Source organism: Tepidibacter sp., assembly GCF_025210165.1.
Classification (GTDB): Bacteria; Bacillota; Clostridia; order Peptostreptococcales; family Peptostreptococcaceae; genus Tepidibacter_A.
The window spans coordinates 43,322-63,895 of the sequence record NZ_JAOASI010000013.1 but is presented as its reverse complement, the minus strand read 5'-3'; the positions used below and the strand labels follow the sequence as shown (position 1 = coordinate 63,895).

Below are 20,574 nucleotides of genomic sequence, written 5' to 3'. Positions count from 1 at the left end.
GGCGTGTTTCAAATTAACCTTACACCTTATTTATTTCTAAAAAGAACTGCTAATGATAAATTCTTAGATTATGTATATAAAAAGGATAATATTAAATAAATAGAAATGAGAGGAAATAAATATGTTTAAATTCAATAAGCTAATACCAGAGTTATCCGTTTTGGATATAGACAAAAGCTTAAATTTTTATTTAAATATTCTTTTGTTCAAGCTAGAGTATGAGAGAAAAGAAGACAAGTTTGCTATGATATCATTAAATGGGTCTCAAATCATGATTGAACAGATAAATGGATATTGGGAAACAGGAGAATTATCATATCCTTTTGGAAGGGGAATCAACTTTCAAATAGAAGTTGATGATATTGATAAGTTATATGAAAATATAAAAGAAAATGAATATCCAATAAAAATAGAGATGGAAGAGAACTGGTATAGAGCAGATGATAAATTAGTAGGACAAAAGGAGTTTCTAGTTATGGATCCTGATGGCTATTTGTTAAGATTTGCACAGGATTTAGGAGAAAAAGATTATATTTATTGAAAGATTTAATCATTAAATGCTAAACTTATTGAGCTATGCTCATTTTTCTCCTAAATTAAGGTGAATTGCTATTTTTTTAATTCATTTATAAATTCAAGTACAGCTTCCTTTTTTGTAGCCCAAGAGGTAACTAACCTAATAGCAGAATAGTTATCGTCTATTTTTTTCCAAGTATAAAAATTAAACTTTTTTTCTAATCTTTTTATTATTTTATTTTCTAATATAGGAAAAATTTGATTAGTTGGAGAGTCTATTAAAAACTTGCAATTAGCTTCTTTTAAACCTTTACTCAAAAGATTAGCCATTTCATTAGCATGATTAGCAAGTTCAAAATAAAGATTATCAGTAAATAATTCTTCAAATTGAATTCCTAGAAGTCTTCCCTTAGCAAGTAATGCACCTTTTTGTTTTATATGATATTTAAAATCCTCTTTTAGGTTCTCGTTTTTTATTACTAAAGCCTCACCAAGAAGAGCTCCATTTTTAGTTCCGCCAATAAAAAATGCATCTGTAAAATTACACATATCAGATAATGTTAAATCAGCTTCTTTAACACAAATAGCAGAACCTAATCTTGCACCATCTGCATATAATATAAGGTTATTAGATTTACAAAACTCACTAAGATTTTTAAGTTCTTTTTTTGTATATATTGTGCCTAGTTCTGTTGTGTTAGAAATATATACAAGTTTTGGCTTTACAACATGTTCATTTGAATGAGAATTTAATACTTCCTTTATTTTCTCAGGAATTATTTTTCCATCGTTTGAATCTATTGTAATTACTTTGTGTCCTGTATATTCGATTGCTCCGGTTTCATTAACAGCAATATGGCCTGTGTTTACAGATATACAAGCTTCGTAAGGTTTTAAAAAAGCTCCAATTGCTATAAGATTTGTTTGAGTTCCTCCTGATATAAAGTGAACATCTATATTTTGATTTTGCATTATATTTTTTATTTTGGAAACTGCATTTTGAGTATGTCTATCATATCCATATCCTTCTTCTTGATCCATGTTTGATGCTATTAAAGCATTTAAAATTCTTGGATGAGCACCTTCGCTATAGTCATTTTTGAAGCTATACATAGTAATTTCCTCCTTTTTAGTATTTAAACTTATTAAATTTTAATTGATTATAGTATAGATAAAAATAGAAAAATTTTCAACTAGTTTTAGATTAAATGGTAAACTACAAAATTATTTGATATTATATGATTATACATAATAAGAAATAGGGAAGGAGAAGTTTGAAATGAAAAAAATATTAATAAAAGCATTATTAATACTTTGCTTAGGCACTGTTTTAACAGGTTGTGCTAATACAGAAGAACAAAAAGAAAATAAACAAGTAGAAAATAATGTTGAAGAAGATAAAAAAGTAGCTAATGGAAAAATATTTGATGAATTGACAAAAGTATTAGAATCAAACAATGCAATAGAGGCAAAAAAATTTATCTTAGATAATATAGAAAAGGTAGATCAAAAAACTGCAGATAAAATGGTTATGAAATATGAAGGATTATTAAGAAAGAATTTCTATATGTTGTCTGAAAAATTTAGTTCAACAGAATATTTTGTAGCAATTAATAAAGCAATAGATGAAAATCACAAACTAAACTTAGAGTTGATTAAAGATAAAAATATAAAGAAAGAAGCAATGGATGCTGTAGCTTCCGGACATACATTTGAAATGTTAGAAGGCGATTATTACTTAACTATGGACGATTCAATGATTTATGATACTTTTAGCTCTTATCTTTCTGAAAACTTAAAATCATATTATAAGTTGAAAAAGAAAGAGTTAGAGAACCCTACATTTATTGAAGAGTCTATCGGTATTGATTTTAAAGAGATAAAAGATAGAGCAGTTGCACTTGAAAAATTTATTAGAGATAACAAAGATTTTGAGAATAAAGAAACCTTAGAAAGTATGATGAAAATGTACGTAGAAGCTTTATTAAGAATTGATTATTTTAGCAATACTGTAGACTATGAAACTGGAAAAGTAGATGAGGTTGTTAAGAAAACATATGAAGAACTTAAATCGAGTGATTTTAAGATTTTAAAATATGTATCAGAAGAAATGGATACTTTATTATCTGAATACAAATATGTGGTAAAGGCAACTAATCAAGAGGCTACTCAAAAAATAAATGAGCTGAGGTTCAAATTATCAGATGAAGTAGCTCAAAAAATTGAAGAGTATTATTATTAAATATGAAAAAAGTACCTACAAGTGCAGATCAGCTAGAAGTAGGTGCTTTTTTGTTAAAATAAAACTATAATTTAAATTTTCATGAAAGGAAAGATATATGTATGATATAACAATAGTAGGTGCAGGAGTTAGTGGCATTTTTCTTGCATATACTCTACTACAAACAGAAAAAGAATTAAAAATATTGATGATAGAAAAGGGAAAAAACTTTATAGATAGAATATGTCCAATTGAACAAGGATCAAATGAAAAATGTGTTAATTGTAAAATATGCAATAAGATTCAAGGGTTTGGAGGTATGGGAAGGTCTGAAGGAAAGTTCAATTATACTAATGATTTTGGTGGTTACTTAGGTGAAAAAATTGGAAATGATAAAGCCATAAATTTAATGGAGTCTGTTGATAAAATATTATGTTCGTTTGGAGCTGATAAAGTTAAGATATATAGTACAGAAAATGAATATCTTAGCAAAATAGCAAATGAAAATAATTGTGAAATATTAACTACAAAGGTAAGGCATTTAGGAACTAACTTATCACATGAAATTTTAAATAAAATGTATTTATATCTTAAAAATAAGATTGATATTGAGTTTAATACCCAAATAGACTCAATAAATAAAGTTAATGATAGATTTGAATTAAATAGTAAAGAAAAGAGTTCTCAATCAAAAGTAGTTGTATTAGCTACAGGGATAAGTGGAGGAAATCAATTTTTAGAATATTGCAAATCATTTGATATTGAAGAATATAGATGTAGAGTAGATTTAGGAATAAGAGTTGAGATGAAGGATAATCAACTAGACACTATCTTAAAAGATTCTTTAGAAACTAAGGTTAGGTATAAAGATGATAAACTTGAAGCAACAACTTATTGTATGAATTTAAAAGGAAAAGTTATCAGAAAATATCAGGAAGGATTTGTGATGGCAGATGGACAAAATTATCTTGAAACAGATAATCCAAGCTGTAATTTAAATTTCTCTGTTTTTGTACCTAAATATTTTTCCTCTACTAAAGATGCAAAAGAATATGCTACAAGTATAATAAAATCTATAAATCAAGAGAAGCATCGTGTAGTTGTTCAAAGACTAGAAGATTTAATAAAAGATAGAGCAACTACAAAAGAACAACTTAATAAAAATAGTATTCAGCCCACTCTTTACGCACAGGCTGTAAATCTAAATGATAAAGTTCCTAAAATTTACACAGATGCTGTATTGAAGATTTTTGAATCAATGGAAAAACTAATAAAAGAAGAGATTGATAAGGATACTTTATTGTATGGAATTGATGCAAAGTTTTATGAAGGTGAGATTAATACTAATGAATATTTTGAGACTAAAGAGAAAGGTATATATCTTATAGGAGATTGTTCTGGAACCACATACTCTTTATCGCAGGCGGCTACTAGTGGAGTGTATGTTGGTAGACATCTTTTAAAGATTTTATAATTATATTTGTGCATTAGAAATGCTCCTTAAAATTTTAAGGAGCATTTACTTATTTTAATCTTTCATCATCTTCATCTACATATTCTAAAATATCACCAGGCTGACAATTTAAAATTTTACATAGAGATTCTAGTGTGGAAAAACGAACAGCTTTTGCTTTGTTGTTTTTTAGAATAGATAGATTAGCCATAGTTATTCCCAGCTTTTCTGAAAGTTGAGTAGAATTAATCTTTCTTTTGGCCATCATTACATCTACATTTACTATAATTGGCATATCAACATTCCTTTCTAAATTGTTTTATCGTTTTCTTCCTTAATTTTTATAGCTATATTAAATAATTCTGATAATACTAGGCAAAAAAATCCTATTGTTATACAAATGAAAGCCACTACAATAATTGGGCTTCCTAGAACAGTATACTTGAAAAATTCAACTGAGTGTTTCAAATATTTTAAGCATAAAATAAAAATAATAATTTCACTAAAAGAACATATAGAAATAACTTTTAATGATTTAACACTTTCAATAGAAAATGGATTGTTTTTTACAACTAAATTAGAGAGTTTTTTTAGTTTAAATAAAGATATAACATAAGGTATAGCACATAAATAAATACAAGTTGTAACAATCATTACTAAGCTATGATCTAATAGAAAAAATTGACTTTTAAAGAATGCTGTAGTAATAAGTGGGGTTCCTAGAAGAAGAATGCATGTAATAGCAATTCCTAAAGTTACAACCATATTTAAAATTTTTGGATTAAGATTATTTTTCATTTTATCAACCTCGATTCTTTTATTTTATAATAATGATATACAATTATTTATCGTTTGTCAATAAAAAATAAAAGTAGATAGATATATATTTGGTGTTTTGCATTGTAAGTCAATATATGGTAATATAAACCTGTGATGAAAATTTATCCAAATTATAAAAGGATTTATAATATAGGAGGAAAAAAGTGATAAATAAAAAATTAATTTCGATTTTTAGTGTGTTTTTCTTAGTTACAATGATGGCTGTAGTTATGGCTACAAATGGTTCTTACAAATTAAATACATATAGATATTATATATATGTTTGGAATATGTTTTTGGCGTGGATACCATTTGTGTTTTCTTTGATAGTACACAATAGGTATTACAAAGGTAAGGGAATTATAAATAGTATATTAATATTTATATGTATGGGGATATGGTTATTGTTTTATCCTAATGCTCCATATATAATAACGGATTTTATACATATAAGTGTATCTAATTATCCATTTAAGATAGAAGATACTTTAGAGTTTCAACGAAACTTTAGGATATGGTATGATTTTATACTTATAGCTTTTTGTGCTTTAATAGGATACTTACTTGGAGTAGCTTCTTTATATTTAAACCAAATAATAGTCAAAGATAAGTTTAATAATTTGATATCTTGGATATTCGTAATTATTGTATCTTTTCTTAGTGGATATGGAATATATTTAGGTAGATTTGTTAGATTTAATAGCTGGGATATAATATCAAATCCTATGAAGTTATTTGGATACATTATAAATAGCTTTAAGCTTGAAGCTATCTATTTTACTTTGATGTTTGGTATGGTTTTACTGTTCACTTATATACTTGTATATAACTTGATAATTTTTAAGAACAATCCTAAATAAAAGATTGTTTTATAACGAATAGGAAATTATACTATTTTTGAGCAACGGAGACCGTAGGGAACGTTGGCGACATGAATCACCGCGTTAGCGAGTAGACGAATTTTTTTATAATCTAAGTTTGAAAATATAATATAGACTAGGGGAGAGCGATTTGTATTTGAGTGTAGATGAAATTGAAAAGGGTAAAAAAATAGCTAAATATATACTAGGGGCAGAATTGATTTCTATTATTTTACTTGTGATATTTAAATTAAATAAACGTGGATTTGATTATAAGGATATAATATTTACAGTTGCTGTAATAACCTTATTTGTAGGACATTACAGAGGAAATAAAATAATTAGTTATTTTATGAGTTGGTGGATATTTGCTTTGCTAGCTTTAATATCTATAGTTTTATTTATAAAAACTGACTATTATATTGGTTTGAATATATATATTTCTTGGATAATTATAATATCTACTATAGGTATTTCTTTTGCGATGAGAAAATTTATTAGATATAATAAATTAGATGATTATCATGAAAAATTTATTATGTATAAACATAATAAAAAAAGTAAAAAAATAAAAAATATAGAAAATATAATAATGATAATATCTCTTTTAGTTATAAAATGTTGATAAGTTATAGGAGGTAATTATGAAAAAAATAATATCGCTGATTCTATTAACTATAATTATATTTATGACAGGATGCTCAACTGAGAAAAATAAAGCTATAAAAGAAGAATTAAAAATAGAAAAAAAAGAAAAAATTGTAAATAATGAAGAAACTAAAAAAGATGAAGAAGATAATAATATATCTTATTTTAAACAACATGAAGTAGTAGACAATAAAGAAGCAAAAGCTGATTTTATTCTTGAAGCATATGATAGGGATGAAAATATTATTTGGGACAAAAAATGGAAAAATTTATATATTACAGAATTAGAGTTAGCTTCAAAACCTATAATAAAAAATGAGTTTGTATATATAGAAGTTTATGGTGATTTATATTCAATAGATTTAAAAACTGGGAAAGAAATATGGATTAGTAAAGGAATAGGGGCAAGTTCGAAATCTTATATAGATAAGGACAGAATATATATAACTGGTTATTATGGACCTTTTTTAACATGTATTGAACGTAAAACTGGTAAACAAATATGGCAATATGATAATGGTGATATGTTTTGGTCAACATCTGTGTCAAAAATTGATGATAAAATAGTTGTTGAATATGACAGTGCTGAAGGGGCTAAAAAGGCTTTATTCAGTGAAGGGGGAGTATTTATAGGGGAAGAAAAGGGATATTAAATAATAAGGATTTATGGAGATGATAATTTGATATATCTATTAAAAAATCTTATAAACAATCTAGGATATGTTGTATTAATAGCGTTTATGATATCCAAGATAAAAAGCTTTAAAAAGATAATACAAAAAGATGCGTTTACTCATATAGATCTTTTTATACTATCTGTTATATTTGGTACATTTGGTATACTTGGAACTTATATAGGTACAGATGTTAGGGGAGCTATAGCCAACACTAGGATTATTGGTGTTATGGCAGGAGGAATACTTTGTGGTCCTTTTGTTGGTATATTATCAGGTATAATAGCAGGAATGCATAGATATTTAATAGATATCGGAGGCATTACAGCGTTTCCTTGTTTTATAAGTACAGTTATTGGAGGTTTTTTATCAGGTATTATATACAACAAAGCTACTGATAAGAAGAGATGGATATATGGTATTTTAGGTGGAATACTAATTGAAAGTATAAGTATGGGATTAATACTTTTGCTTTCAAGACCATTTGCAGTAGCACTTTTGATAGTTAAGAAAATATATATACCAATGACCTTAGTCAATGGAATAGGTATAGGAATTGTAATAATAATTACAGAAAATATATTTGAGGAAAAAGAAGAGATAGCTGCAAGACAAGCAAAATTAGCTCTTGAGATAGCTAACAAAACTCTCCCTTATTTCAGAAATATAAACAATGATTCTTTAAAAAAAATATGTACAGTTATAAAAGATAGTGTTGGAGCTAGTGCTGTATCTATAACTGATAAAAAGTATATATTAGCTCATGTGGGAGATGGAGAGGACCATCATATAGATGGTGAGAAGGTATTAACTCGTGCAACTGAAAGGGTAATAGAAACTGGAGAAATAATAATATTTAAATCTCATAGGGAAATAGATTGCTCGAATGAGAATTGTCCATTAAAATCTGCTATAATAATGCCATTAAAGGATAGGGAATCTGTTGTTGGTACATTAAAAATATATTATAATAAAGAAAATTCTGTAAGTTTTAAGGATGAAACTTTAGCAATAGGACTTTCTCAGATGATATCTACTCAGCTTGAAATAGCTAAAATAGAAAGGCTTAAGGAAATGGCAAACAAGGCTGAAATAAAGGCTCTTCAAGCTCAGATAAATCCTCACTTTCTATTTAATGCATTAAATACTATAGTTTCATTTATAAGAATAAATCCAAATCGTGCAAGAGAGCTTATAATAAACTTATCTACCTATCTTAGATATAACCTAGAAATAGGTGAATCTTGTGTTGATATAAATAAAGAATTAGATCAAGTTAAGGCGTATGTAGAAATTGAAAAAGCTAGATTTGGTGATAAATTAAATGTAGTGTATGACATTGATGAGAGTATACAAATAAAGGTTCCAAGTCTTATAATACAGCCTTTGGTTGAAAATTCTATAAAGCATGGAATACTAAAGGGAACAGGTAGAGGATGTGTAAGAGTAAAGGTTCAAAAATATTATGAAGATGTAGAAATATCAATAGAAGATAATGGAATTGGAATAGATGAGGACATAATAAAAAATATATATAAAAGAAATATGAAAGAAAACAAAATTGGGCTTTCAAATGTACACAATAGATTAAGACTTATATATGGAAAAGGACTTGATATAAAAAAACTTGATAAAGGAACAAAGATAAGCTTTATAATATATCGTGAAGGAAAGAGGAAATAGAATGAAATGTATAATAGTAGATGATGAATCTCCTTCAAGAGAGGAGCTTAAATACTTTATAAATAACTTTAGTTCAATAGAGATAGTACAAGAATTTGATGATTCATTAGACGCTTTAAAATTCATAGAAAGTAATGATATAGATGTTATATTTCTTGATATAAACATGCCAAAGCTAGATGGTGTTTGTTTAGCAAGAGTTATACATAAGTTTAATAAAGATTTTAAAATAGTTTTTATAACAGCATATAAAGAACATGCTATAGAGGCTTTTGAACTAGAGGCGTTTGATTATATACTAAAGCCTTATTCTGAAGAAAGAATACTTACCACATTAAAAAAGATAGAGAGATTAGAGACTTGCGAAGAAAAAAAATGTATATATGATAGAATAACTCTTTTTAAGGGAGAAAAAATGATAGTAGTAAATATTGAAGATATATATTATTGTACATCCTCGGAACGTTATACTTTAGTGTTTACTAAGGATGAAGAATACAGTGTTAATATGAGTATATCAGAGTTTTACAATAAAATATCTAATTATAATTTTTTTAAAAGTCATAGATCCTATATAATGAATATAGACAAGATAGAAGAGATAATACCTTGGTTTAACAATACATACAATGTTAAATTAAGAGGTTTGAATGTTGAAATTCCAGTTAGCAGAAAAAATATAAAGGAGTTTAAGCACATAATGGGCATATAAATGCACTTTATGTGCTTTTTTTTGCATTTCGTGTTCATTATAAAAATTTTAACTAATTATTTATTATAATTTAGTTAATATTAATTAAATTTCAAGGAGGGGATATCATGAAAACGTTTTTTTCAGCAATCATGCTTTTGATTTTAGGATATTTTGTATATGGTAAACTTGTAGAAAATATACTTGGAATTGATGATTCACAAGCTACACCAGCTATTGAAATGGAAGATGGTGTGGATTACATACCTATGAGTTGGCCTAGAATCTTTCTTATTCAGTTTCTAAATATTGCAGGACTTGGACCTATATTTGGAGCAGTAGCAGGAGCATTATGGGGACCAGTAGCATTTTTATGGATTGTATTTGGATGTATATTCGCAGGAGCAACACATGATTTCTTATCAGGATATTTATCTATGAAGCACAAGGGTACTAGTGCATCAGAAATAGTAGGTATCTACTTAGGGGAAACTATTAAGCAAATAATGAGAGTATTTACAGTAGTACTATTAATATTAGTTGGAGTAGTATTTGTTACAGGACCAGCTGGACTTTTAGCTAATCTAACTTCATTTGACAAAGGATTTTGGGTTATAGCAATAATAGCATATTATATATTAGCAACTGTACTTCCGGTTGATAAATTAATAGGAAAAATATATCCAATATTTGGAGCATCTCTTCTTACGATGGCTGTAGGTATAGCTGGAGGGTTAGTTGTAAAAGGATATAATATACCAGAAATAACTGTTGCAAATTTACACCCTAAGGGAACTTCTATATTCCCATTTTTATTTATAACTATAGCATGCGGTGCTATTTCAGGATTCCATGCTACACAATCTCCTCTTATGGCTAGATGTGTTAGAAAACAAAGCGAAGCTAGAAGAATCTTCTATGGATCAATGATAGCAGAAGGAATAATAGCTTTAATATGGGCAGCTGCTGCTATGACTTTCTTCGGAGGAACTCAAGGACTTGCAGCTGTGCTTGCTAATGGAGGACCGGCAGTTGCAGTTAATGAGATATCAACTTCTTTACTTGGAAAATTTGGAGGATTACTGGCACTATTAGGAGTTGTTGCATGTCCTATAACATCGGGAGATACTGCGTTTAGAAGTGCAAGGCTTACTATAGCTGATTCAATGAAATATAAGCAAGATAGTTTAGTTAAGAGATTTTCAATAGCATTACCGTTATTTGCTGTAGGTATAGCACTTACATTTATGGACTTCAATAAAATCTGGAGATACTTCTCTTGGGCTAATCAAACTTTAGCTATGATGATGTTATGGGCAGGGGCTGCTTACTTAGCTAAAGAAGATAAAAATCACTGGATTGCAAGTATACCAGCTACATTTATGACTTTTGTAACAACAGCATATATAATACAAGCACCAGAAGGATTAAAGCAACCTGCAAGTATTGCAAATCCTATAGGAATAATATTGGGGGTTATAATATTTGGATTATTTATCGCTAAGAAGAATAAGAATAAAGATAAAATAGTTGCTTAATAAATGTATTAAAATGAAACATGTGTATTGTTTTAATACATAAAGAAAAAGCTATCGAGATGATAATTGTATCAATATGATGCAAAAAGGTATGATTGAATTCAATCATACCTTTTTTATAACGAATAGGAAATTATATTCATATTTAAATTGTGGATAAGTATAATTTACGTTACGAATTTCAAAAAAGTCTACATTAAAAAATTTTCAATAGGAAACTATAGCATTTTTGTTTTGTAGATAACTGATTGAAAAAGCTACACTTGAGATTATTTTTGAGCAACGGAGCCTGTAAGGATCGTTGGCAATATGAGTAACCGAGTTAGCGAGTAGACGAATTTTTTTATTATAAATGTTTAATATTAATAAATAAAGGGTATTAAATATGAGAATAAATGGCAAAAGAACGAAAAAATAGATTCTAATAAACTTAATTGGTATAGATATTGCTTTAAAAAATAATATTAATTAAGAGAGGGGGGGATTTATATGGAGCATTCATCTATTTCATATATATCTTTGTTGATAATAATTTTACTTGCTACATTTGTACCTATATTGATAACAAAAATTAAATTTATACCAATACCTATAGTGGTTGGAGAAATAGTATCTGGAATGATTATAGGTAAGAGTGGCTTTAACCTAATTCAAGAAAGTTCACAGCTCGAGTTCTTATATACATTTGGATTTGCATTTTTAATGTTTTTATCAGGTCTTGAGATTGATTTCAATTTAATGAAGCCTACTAATAAAAGCTCAGAGTCTAAATGGTATAAAAAACCGTTATTAGTATCTATGATTCTATTTTTTATAACCTTGATTTTATCATTTGGTATAGCTTATATGTTTAAAATATTTGGACTTGTATCTAATGTAGCTCTTATGAGCTTAATACTTAGTACTACGTCTTTGGGTATAGTAGTACCTATATTAAAAGAAAAAAATATAATAAATTCAGAATATGGTCAAACAATACTTCTTACTGCTTTAATATCTGACTTTGTAACTATGGTTCTAATAACATTCTTTGTAACGTTCTATACATCAAAGGCAACTTATGAGGTTTTGTTAATATTATTGTTATTTGTTGCATTCTTTGTTTTTTATAGAATGGGTCTTAAATTTGTAGTAGATAACAAGATAGTAAAAGAATTAGCTAATACTACATCTCAAATAAAGGTTAGAGGAGCATTTGCTTTAATACTTATATTTATAGCTCTAGCTCAAAGCCTTGGTACAGAAATTATTTTAGGTACATTTTTAGCAGGACTTATAGTTGCACTACTAGATGAAAAGGATAAATCAGATTTATATGTTAAGCTTGATGCTATAGGATATGGATTTTTTGTACCTATATTTTTTATAATGGTAGGAGTTAATTTTGATATTAAGTCAGTTATTAATAATTCAAAGGCAATGTACCTTGTACCAGCTTTATTAGTAGCTGTTTATGCAGTGAAAATAATACCATCTTTACTGTTGAAGTTTAATTTTTCTATGAAAAAGAGTATGGCAGCTGGATTTTTATTATCATCAAGATTAAGCCTAATTATAGCTGCAAGTGCTATTGGGTTAAAGCTTGGACTTATAAAAGAGGAGACTAACGGAGCGATTATCTTAGTTGCTATAATAACATGCACATTCTCTCCCCTTGTATTTAATCAAATGATGCCTAAAGTAGATATAAAAAACAAAAAAAATATATTTATAATAGGTATTAATGATAAAAGTATGTTACTTGCTAGAAGACTTAAGAAATTTGATATGAATTTAACCTTTATAACATATAATAAATCTCAGTTTGATAAAATAAGTGTTACTGGAGAAAAGGTATATTTGGGAGATGCAACCGATATTAAGTGGCTTGAGGAAATAGGAATGAGAGATGCTGATACTGTTGTTGTTGCAAAGAGTATAGAAGATATCAATACTAAGATATGTGAAATATGTAAGGTGAAATTTGGAATAGAACATATAATACTTTTAACTAATAGTCAATCAACACCTAAAGGAGAGTCTTTATATGGAGCTATGAGTGTATCGCCAGAATTTGCAACTGCTTTTATGGCTGAACATTTTATAATACATCCAAAGGCATTCTCCTTATTATTTGAGGAAGATGACTTTATGATAGAAGAAGTATATCTTCAGAATCAAGAATATTTCTTAAAACCATTAAACAAGGTAGTTTTGCCAGGGGATTGCTTGATTTTATCTATAATGAGGGGATCTGAAAAAATAATACCACACGGATATAATATACTTCAGCCAGGAGACCTTATAATGGTTGTTGGAGAAAGTCATAATGTAAAAAAGGCAAAAAATATGCTTGGAAGTATTAAAGAAAACAGTTATTTATAATAAATAATTGTTTTCTTTCTTCTATAGGAACTATAACATTTTGTTTTGTAAATAATTAATATATTTACTTTTAAAATTTATAGTGATATAATAAATAGAGGGATTTTAACTCTAAACATTTCGTAATTAGAATTTACAAATCTTTATGAAATTCTTGTCTAGATATAGTATCTAAATTCAATTAATCAAAATAAATATACATAACTGAGATGTATAGTCTATGTGGCAGTATTTACACGTATATATAGCACTTTAAATTTGGAATATTAATAATATATTTATAAATAAATTATTTAAACTAAAAATCATCAGAATAGAAACAACTTCTGCTTCTATGTAAAAATGTTACAATATTGTCATTTTTAATATTTAAAAATAAACAAAGTAATACAAGGAGGTTTTAAATGGAAAATAATAAAAGAGAGATTTCATTAAAAAGAGCTGAAGAGTTAAAAGGTAGAATAGAGGATTATTTAGAAGCTAAAAAAAGTATATCTAAAGGATTAGAAAATGAAGAAAAGCTAATTGAGAGAAAGAATAAAATTCGATCTGTTCTTGGAGGAACTGAGGAAGATTGGAATAACTATAAATGGCAATTATCTAATAGAATCGGGGATGTAGATACTTTATCTAAAATATTAGATTTAACAGATGAAGAAATAAATAAAATACAAGAGGTTGGAAAGCAATTTAGATGGGCTGTATCTCCATATTATTTAAGCTTAATAGATCCTAAGGATAAATTCGATCCTGTAAAACTTATGTCTATACCTGAATTTATAGAAATTCAAGATAATGTAGATGATTTAGATCCTATGGGAGAAGAATTTACAAATCCTGCTGGAAGTATAACTAGAAGATATCCTGATAGACTTATAATAAATGTAACTAATGAATGTGCTATGTATTGTAGACACTGTCAAAGAAGAAGAAATATAGGTCAATGTGACGAAGCTAAGTCTAAAAAAGTTATACAAGAATCAATAGATTATATAAGAAAAAATGAAGAAATAAGAGATGTATTAATAACAGGAGGAGATCCTCTTACGTTAAATGATGATTATCTAGAGTGGATAATAAGTAGCTTAAGATCTATTCCTCATGTTGATTATATAAGACTTGGAAGCAGAACATTAGTTACTATGCCTCAAAGAATCACAGATGAATTTTGTAATATGGTTAAAAAGTACCATCCTATATTTATAAATACACATTTTAATCATCCTATGGAAATTACACAAGAGAGTAAAGCTGCATGTGAAAAGCTTGCAAATTCAGGAGTACCTCTTGGAAATCAGGCTGTATTATTAAATGGTATAAATAACGATAAATTTGTTATGAGATGCTTAAATCATGAATTGTTAAAGTGTAGAGTAAGACCATATTATATATTCCATGCAAAGCATGTTAAAGGAACTACACATTTTAATACTTCTATAGATGATGGAATTGAAATCATGGAGTATTTAAGAGGATATACATCTGGATTAGCTGTTCCAACTTATATAGTTAATGCTCCAAAAGGAAAAGGTAAAACTCCTATACTTCCTCAATATTTAATTTCAAGAGGAAAAGATTTTGTAATGATAAGAACTTGGGAAGGTGAAATTGTTAAGTATGAAAATCATCCTTCTGTAGATATAAAAGAAGTAATAAAATAGTTTTTGACAATAATATTTTATTATGATATTATATGACTTGTCGAAAAATTAAATAATGAGTAAGTCGGATAGTTGCGTGTGTAAACACGAGGAAAGTCCGAGCTCCGTAGAGCAGGGTGCTGGGTAATACCCAGTGAAGGTGACTTTAAGGACAGTGCAACAGAAATAAACCGCCATAATTTATTATGGTAAGGATGGAAAGGTGAGGTAAGAGCTCACCAGCAACTAGGTGACTAGTTGGCTATGTAAACCCCACCTGGAGCAAGACCAAGTAGGAACTTAAAAAGGGGGCTGCTCGTTCCCGTTCCGTAGGTAGGTCGCTTGAGCTTATTGGTAACAATAAGCCTAGATAGATAACTATTCAATACAGAACTCGGCTTATAGATTTGCTCATTTTAAATAAAGACTCAGCTTTGGTTGGGTCTTTTTTAGTGCTTAAGCGAAAAATGGCACTCATTTTAATACCGCTGATTAGTCAACATTTTAATAAAACTAAGACTTATACTTATTGAATATACTAAAACTTCATCAACTCCCTACGGTCAGACAATGAAGTTTCTTAACGTATATTCAAACGTCTAAATCTAAGTTTTATAGTAAAATGTTAACAAAAAATCAGCTAACATTAAAATGAGCGCCATTTTTAGTTTGGTTATATAAAAAAAGCAAAAATGAATATCATTTGAGTACCTGTTTTTGTAAAATTTATTTGTAGTTTGGAATAATTTGTAGTTATAATATAGATATCAAGGTAAAAAGGAGGAGAACTATGTGTATTGTCATAATTGTGGAAAAAAAATAGTTCCTGAAGTTTACAAATTTTGTCCAAATTGTGGTGTGAACTTGGGTAAAGATAGTTCTAAAAGTCAATCTATCAAAAGTGGTCACAATAGTGTAAATATTGGAGGAAATGGGGATAACCATAGGTATCACATTGACAGTATAAATTATAATGTAGATAATCAGCAAAAACATATTAAATATAATATGGATAAGATTAAAAAAATACCGCTAGATATTAAAAAAGCATCTATGTTTAGTGGTTTTGTAGGACTAATAGGTTTTATTGGGAGTATAGTATCTATTGTAAGTTTCTTTAAAGGCGGAATCTTATTAAGAAGTAATACATGGATACAATATGTGATACCATTGTCTATGCTATTAGGATTTGGATTATTATATATACTGGGAACTCTTAAAAACCAAGGGTTTAAGGGAGTGAATACTTTTTTAGGTGATTTTTTACTTTTATTAGATGAAGAAAGAAAGTTTTTTTTAATAAAAGCTTATTCCGACTGTCCTATATGCAATGGAAGAGTTAATGTAATGAAACTAAAAAATAATGAAAGATATATTGGGGTTTGTAACAAAAACTCTGATCATGCATTTAGTTTTGATTACACAAATTTTACAGGTAGACCAATTGCTGTAGAAGAATTTGAATTCGACATTTCTTAAAATTCAAGATATATAATAAAAAATTTAAATATAGGGTGAGAATGTGGAAAGATGGATTACAATACTGATTATCGTATGTATTTGTGTTATTGGTGTTATAAAAATACTATTTAGATACAGAAATATATCAATAAACAAAGACTTTACAATTGACTATATTAACAAATATAGAGAACTTGGAAATGGACTATTTAAAGGACAAATGAATGAAGAAGTTTATGAATGGCTAAGCTTGAAATCTTCAAAAATGCAAAATATAATGGGAAGCTATGGGATAGCTAGTTTATTTCAACCACCATTTTCTAAGATAGCATATAAAAATTATCATATTGTCTATAATGGGCTATCTGAAATAAGAAAACAATTTTCTCTGTCACAACCTATGGTTGGCTTTGGTGGGAGTCTTACTTATCAAAACTTATATGATAAGAATGATAGATGATTGCCTTATTGCTTATATGGGAGCATTAGAAGATAAAGAGCAGGTTATTATTTCTCAACTTAAGAATCCGACAGTATGGTTGAGGGAGGGGATTAGATTTTTTGTAGTGTTTCCTATATCTTTTATTTATTGGTCTGGGCTAATAAAATATCATACATATAATAGACTTGCTGATAATTTCTTTGTAAAAATAATTACCATGCTAGTAGCATTAATTGGATTGATTAGTTCTATAATTACCATTATATTAGGCTATGAACCTTTGATAGGAATGTATACGAAAATTAAGAGTGTATTTTAAAGTATTTTTATACTGCTTTTGCATAAAGATTAAACATTGATGCAAATGTATTACTTGAATTATATTGTATGGAAAGAGATACTAAGATATTCAAGTAATAATAACGGAGATATATTATTTATAACAAATGATGAAAAACCTGATTGGTGGGAAATGGAGAATGACAAATTAATTGGACCTAGAAAAGAATTGATTGAGGAATTTAAAAGGTATAATAGCAATAAAAGTATTCATTTCTTAACATTAAGGGATTTTTACTCCGTAACCTCAAAATACTATAATGTGCTTTCGTATATAACAGAATTAGAATTAAATGCTGAAAGATATGTTGAGGAACAACTTATAAAGGAGATAGACGAAGAGATTACAGATACTATAACTCATCATGAGTATGATTATGAAAATTATATAGATTATCCATGCAATGATTATGATGTGTCGTATGTAGATTATGAAGTTAAGGACATAGATTTTGAAGTTATTGAAAAAGAGGCAGTGTATTATGACTATTTAAAAGGATAAACTTGTATTTGTATAAACGCTAGATAAAAATTTTGATCGTATTGGATGATATTTTTAAGTAGAGAAAAGGACTCTTTGTTTAGAGTCCTTTTGATACTAGAGAATCTATTGAAAAGGACTCTAAATGTTACGTAAGGAGTGATAAATTGAAGTGGATTGGGACAAATGCAGATATTTATAAAATTGATAGTGGTAAAATCATTAAAATAGAAAATAACAACGACTTAGGTATTTTATTGAAGTTATATGCTGAGAAATTTCAATTATCGGCATATAAACTTACTGAGTATTTACTTAAATCAGCTAGTATAAGTAAATTGGATAATTACTTTTTCGCTGTTGCTTATTTGTTTAGACACAGTATCGAGTTGATTTTAAAAGCAATTGCATTTAAGTATATTAGCAATATAGAAGACAGAAGTGAGTTTCTTAAAAGAACAAAGCATAATTTACACAATTTATTACTTGAAATAAGGCCATATATTGAATCAGATATTAGAGTAGATGAAGATTCATTTTGCTGGTTATTAGAGCTATTCCGTGATATTAATGATATTGATAGAGAATCGGACTCATTTAGGTATCCATTTGGAATTTCAACTAAAAAGGATTGGCTTGGCAATAAAATATATTCAATACATCCCGTTTTTACAGAACAAACACATATAGATTTGGTTAAGTTTGGAAATAAGATGCTTATAGCATACAAAATATTGGATTCGCTATATAAGGATACTTATGGTGAATATAAGAGGGATGAAGAACTAAAACCAATTTTTCTTGAAGAAGGCGGAAGTTATTATGGGCAAAGTGTTGTTGGATATAAGTATAATTTTAAAGAGTATTATCCATATGTCAAAGCATACACTAATTCAGCAAAATATCTTTACGAATTAATTAGCAATGATGATACCTTAAAAGACTTTTTATTTATTCCAATGTGTTATTTATATCGTAATGCGGTTGAAATATCATTAAAGGAAACTTTATTTGAAGAATGTTCGTTTGAATTACAAGAAGCATTAAAACTAATGAATAAGAAAAAACATAAAGTTTTAGGGCTATGGAATTTAATCAAGGATGAAATTGAAGAACATGCTAATCCACCCAAAGGAGATAAGACTGCAGAAAATGCATTTAAGTATATTCATCAACTTAATAGTATTGATGGAGGTGCAGATTTATTTCGCTATCCATTTAGCAAAAATTTGAATGTATATTTTAAGAAGAAACATAAGTTTGATGTTGATAATGTGAATGATTTTTTCGAAGAATTACTTTCCTTTTTAAGTGGAATTAATGGAATGATGTCAGCACACAATGAGATAATGGCTGAGATTAAAGCAGAATGGGAAGGAGAGATGAGAGCAGAAATGAGTAGTAATTATTATGATTACTATTAGATCATTATATACACTTTGTATATATTTTTCTATATAGTATATTATAACTACTATAACACAAAAAATGTTTACAAAAATATTACATTTATATATTCCTGTGTGTATAGCTTATATGGAAAAACTAGAACTTCATAAATGCCTAAAAATTAAGAATTGATATAAAAATCAGCTATCTAGGATATAAGATAGCTGATTACTATATCAATTTACAATTAATTTACTTTTCTGTTTAACATATATTCTAAAGCAAATATCCTCAATTAAAGAATATACACTACTAGTTATAAAATATATACCAATAGCTACTGGAGTCTTAGCTGTTAATATAAAACTCATTATAACTGTAGAGATAGCCATTTGCTTACTAAATGCAATTTGAGAACTTACTTTAAAATATGGAATAAAGCTTATTAAACTTGGAGCTAACATAGTTAAAGTATAGATACAAGGTATTATAAATAAATTATCTGATACATTTAAACTACTAATCCATGGAATCAATATACTTGCTGAACTTTGTGGCATATTTAAAAATGTATTATATAGTGAATAAATTACAGGCATCTGTATTAAAAGTGTTGAACATCCTAACATACTTTTCATACTTTCGGCTAAATGTTTTTGTAGTTGTTCCTCAAGCTCTTTAGTATTGTCTTTATACTTTTCTTTTATATGATTAATCTTTTCTGCTAAATCTTGTTGTTTTCTCATAGCAAACCTTTGCTTTAAAGATAGTGGCATTAAAACCAGTTTCACCACTAAGGTTATAAATACTATTGCAATTCCTAAATCTCCTGTAAAACTGAATAATATATTTAATAAATCTTGTAATATACTTGAAATGAAATCCATTTTATTTTCTCCTTTAACTTTTAAATTTAGATTTATAAAAAGGCTCATTTCAAATTAGAACAAACTACAATATCTCCAAATATCATATTTTTGAAAACTAAAATACTGTCTTAGTTCTAATATTTCAGAATACTTAAATCTATTTAAAAATATATTTTTTGTTAAAATATATTCGATTTGGTAAGATGCACGTTTTTCACAAAAGTAAACTAGACATCCAATTGTTGATAATAAGAAGGCTATATAGATTAATATATATAGTATATTATTTAAATCTAACTTCATTACTTCACCTCGTTGAGAATTTTATATAATTATTAATATAATTATAGTATACTAAGTTCTATATGTAAAGAACTGTAAATTGAAATCTATACTTTTATTTTTTCTCTAAATTTATTAAAGTGACCTAACCTCACCACATCCCCCCTTAAATCATACCTTAATACTAAGATGATTTAGAGGGGG

Annotated in this window: 20 protein-coding genes and 1 other RNA gene; 17 read left to right on the top strand and 4 right to left on the bottom strand. The window is 27.6% G+C overall.

The features are described 5' to 3' along the window. Positions 1-121: 121 nt before the first annotated feature. A complete protein-coding gene (locus tag N4A48_RS02030; RefSeq protein ID WP_293664008.1) occupies positions 122-541 on the top strand; it encodes a bleomycin resistance protein in 420 nt (139 codons plus the stop codon). Between the two features lie 68 nt (positions 542-609). Here N4A48_RS02030 and N4A48_RS02025 read toward each other — a convergent pair whose 3' ends face one another. Further along, on the bottom strand, positions 610-1,629 hold the full coding sequence (locus N4A48_RS02025; RefSeq protein ID WP_293664007.1) for a threonine aldolase family protein: 1,020 nt from the start codon (positions 1,627-1,629) through the stop codon (positions 610-612). A gap of 166 nt (positions 1,630-1,795) precedes the next feature. Between N4A48_RS02025 and N4A48_RS02020 the strand changes: the two genes are divergently transcribed. Next, positions 1,796-2,758: a hypothetical protein gene (locus N4A48_RS02020; RefSeq protein WP_293664006.1), complete on the top strand. Its 963-nt coding sequence runs from the start codon at positions 1,796-1,798 to the stop codon at positions 2,756-2,758. A 97-nt stretch (positions 2,759-2,855) separates the two neighbouring features. Continuing rightward, entirely contained in the window at positions 2,856-4,211 is a 1,356-nt protein-coding gene (locus N4A48_RS02015) for an NAD(P)/FAD-dependent oxidoreductase (RefSeq protein WP_293664005.1), read from the top strand. 49 nt (positions 4,212-4,260) lie between these two features. On the opposite strand, the gene N4A48_RS02010 is transcribed toward N4A48_RS02015, so the two are convergent. Then, the gene (locus N4A48_RS02010; protein ID WP_293664004.1) at positions 4,261-4,485 is read right to left on the bottom strand and encodes a helix-turn-helix domain-containing protein; all 225 of its coding nucleotides are present in this window, start codon (positions 4,483-4,485) and stop codon (positions 4,261-4,263) included. 14 nt (positions 4,486-4,499) lie between these two features. Next, positions 4,500-4,988, bottom strand: a complete 489-nt coding sequence (locus tag N4A48_RS02005; RefSeq protein WP_293664003.1) for a DUF2975 domain-containing protein — start codon at positions 4,986-4,988, stop codon at positions 4,500-4,502. Between the two features lie 185 nt (positions 4,989-5,173). Here N4A48_RS02005 and N4A48_RS02000 point away from each other — a divergent pair, with 185 nt between their 5' ends. The 14 genes from N4A48_RS02000 to N4A48_RS01935 all read left to right on the top strand — a co-directional run bounded on the left by N4A48_RS02000 (position 5,174) and on the right by N4A48_RS01935 (position 19,254). Beyond that, the gene (locus tag N4A48_RS02000) at positions 5,174-5,869 is read left to right on the top strand and encodes a DUF1361 domain-containing protein (RefSeq protein WP_293664002.1); all 696 of its coding nucleotides are present in this window, start codon (positions 5,174-5,176) and stop codon (positions 5,867-5,869) included. Between the two features lie 151 nt (positions 5,870-6,020). Further along, a complete protein-coding gene (locus N4A48_RS01995; protein ID WP_293664001.1) occupies positions 6,021-6,494 on the top strand; it encodes a hypothetical protein in 474 nt (157 codons plus the stop codon). Between the two features lie 19 nt (positions 6,495-6,513). Next, on the top strand, positions 6,514-7,170 hold the full coding sequence (locus tag N4A48_RS01990) for an outer membrane protein assembly factor BamB family protein (RefSeq protein WP_293664000.1): 657 nt from the start codon (positions 6,514-6,516) through the stop codon (positions 7,168-7,170). Between the two features lie 27 nt (positions 7,171-7,197). Next, positions 7,198-8,874 (top strand): sensor histidine kinase, encoded by a 1,677-nt coding sequence (locus N4A48_RS01985; RefSeq protein ID WP_293663999.1) that lies wholly within the window; start codon positions 7,198-7,200, stop codon positions 8,872-8,874. Between the two features lies 1 nt (position 8,875). Next, a complete protein-coding gene (locus N4A48_RS01980; RefSeq protein ID WP_293663998.1) occupies positions 8,876-9,586 on the top strand; it encodes a LytR/AlgR family response regulator transcription factor in 711 nt (236 codons plus the stop codon). A 107-nt stretch (positions 9,587-9,693) separates the two neighbouring features. Continuing rightward, positions 9,694-11,103 carry a carbon starvation CstA family protein gene (locus tag N4A48_RS01975; RefSeq protein WP_293663997.1) on the top strand — a complete coding sequence of 470 codons (1,410 nt, stop codon included), beginning with the start codon at positions 9,694-9,696 and terminating at the stop codon, positions 11,101-11,103. A 489-nt stretch (positions 11,104-11,592) separates the two neighbouring features. Then, positions 11,593-13,467, top strand: coding sequence for a monovalent cation:proton antiporter family protein (locus tag N4A48_RS01970; RefSeq protein WP_293663996.1), 1,875 nt, complete (start codon positions 11,593-11,595; stop codon positions 13,465-13,467). 404 nt (positions 13,468-13,871) lie between these two features. Continuing rightward, on the top strand, positions 13,872-15,128 hold the full coding sequence (eam, locus tag N4A48_RS01965; RefSeq protein WP_293663995.1) for a glutamate 2,3-aminomutase: 1,257 nt from the start codon (positions 13,872-13,874) through the stop codon (positions 15,126-15,128). A 56-nt stretch (positions 15,129-15,184) separates the two neighbouring features. Beyond that, positions 15,185-15,525: RNase P RNA component class A (gene rnpB, locus N4A48_RS01960), an RNA gene on the top strand. 374 nt (positions 15,526-15,899) lie between these two features. Beyond that, positions 15,900-16,586, top strand: a complete 687-nt coding sequence (locus N4A48_RS01955) for a zinc ribbon domain-containing protein (protein WP_293663994.1) — start codon at positions 15,900-15,902, stop codon at positions 16,584-16,586. 43 nt (positions 16,587-16,629) lie between these two features. After that, complete coding sequence (locus N4A48_RS01950) at positions 16,630-17,028, top strand: hypothetical protein (protein WP_293663993.1); 399 nt, start codon at positions 16,630-16,632, stop codon at positions 17,026-17,028. Then, the gene (locus N4A48_RS01945) at positions 17,009-17,329 is read left to right on the top strand and encodes a hypothetical protein (RefSeq protein WP_293663992.1); all 321 of its coding nucleotides are present in this window, start codon (positions 17,009-17,011) and stop codon (positions 17,327-17,329) included. The genes N4A48_RS01950 and N4A48_RS01945 overlap by 20 nt, the downstream gene beginning before the upstream one ends. A gap of 54 nt (positions 17,330-17,383) precedes the next feature. Continuing rightward, positions 17,384-17,851, top strand: coding sequence for a PIN-like domain-containing protein (locus tag N4A48_RS01940; protein ID WP_293663991.1), 468 nt, complete (start codon positions 17,384-17,386; stop codon positions 17,849-17,851). Between the two features lie 146 nt (positions 17,852-17,997). Then, positions 17,998-19,254 (top strand): hypothetical protein, encoded by a 1,257-nt coding sequence (locus tag N4A48_RS01935; protein ID WP_293663990.1) that lies wholly within the window; start codon positions 17,998-18,000, stop codon positions 19,252-19,254. A gap of 201 nt (positions 19,255-19,455) precedes the next feature. Here the strand turns inward: N4A48_RS01935 and N4A48_RS01930 are convergent, their stop codons facing one another. Next, complete coding sequence (locus tag N4A48_RS01930; RefSeq protein ID WP_293663989.1) at positions 19,456-20,106, bottom strand: YidC/Oxa1 family membrane protein insertase; 651 nt, start codon at positions 20,104-20,106, stop codon at positions 19,456-19,458. Positions 20,107-20,574 lie beyond the last annotated feature (468 nt).

Bases quoted from the DNA above. Each gene is read 5' to 3' on its own strand.
- N4A48_RS02030 (WP_293664008.1), top strand. From the start codon at position 122: ATGTTTAAATTCAATAAGCTAATACCAGAGTTATCCGTTTTGGATATA.
- N4A48_RS02025 (WP_293664007.1), bottom strand. From the start codon at position 1,629: ATGTATAGCTTCAAAAATGACTATAGCGAAGGTGCTCATCCAAGAATT.
- N4A48_RS02020 (WP_293664006.1), top strand. From the start codon at position 1,796: ATGAAAAAAATATTAATAAAAGCATTATTAATACTTTGCTTAGGCACT.
- N4A48_RS02015 (WP_293664005.1), top strand. From the start codon at position 2,856: ATGTATGATATAACAATAGTAGGTGCAGGAGTTAGTGGCATTTTTCTT.
- N4A48_RS02010 (WP_293664004.1), bottom strand. From the start codon at position 4,485: ATGCCAATTATAGTAAATGTAGATGTAATGATGGCCAAAAGAAAGATT.
- N4A48_RS02005 (WP_293664003.1), bottom strand. From the start codon at position 4,988: ATGAAAAATAATCTTAATCCAAAAATTTTAAATATGGTTGTAACTTTA.
- N4A48_RS01990 (WP_293664000.1), top strand. From the start codon at position 6,514: ATGAAAAAAATAATATCGCTGATTCTATTAACTATAATTATATTTATG.
- N4A48_RS01980 (WP_293663998.1), top strand. From the start codon at position 8,876: ATGAAATGTATAATAGTAGATGATGAATCTCCTTCAAGAGAGGAGCTT.
- N4A48_RS01975 (WP_293663997.1), top strand. From the start codon at position 9,694: ATGAAAACGTTTTTTTCAGCAATCATGCTTTTGATTTTAGGATATTTT.
- N4A48_RS01970 (WP_293663996.1), top strand. From the start codon at position 11,593: ATGGAGCATTCATCTATTTCATATATATCTTTGTTGATAATAATTTTA.
- eam (WP_293663995.1), top strand. From the start codon at position 13,872: ATGGAAAATAATAAAAGAGAGATTTCATTAAAAAGAGCTGAAGAGTTA.
- N4A48_RS01945 (WP_293663992.1), top strand. From the start codon at position 17,009: ATGATAAGAATGATAGATGATTGCCTTATTGCTTATATGGGAGCATTA.
- N4A48_RS01930 (WP_293663989.1), bottom strand. From the start codon at position 20,106: ATGGATTTCATTTCAAGTATATTACAAGATTTATTAAATATATTATTC.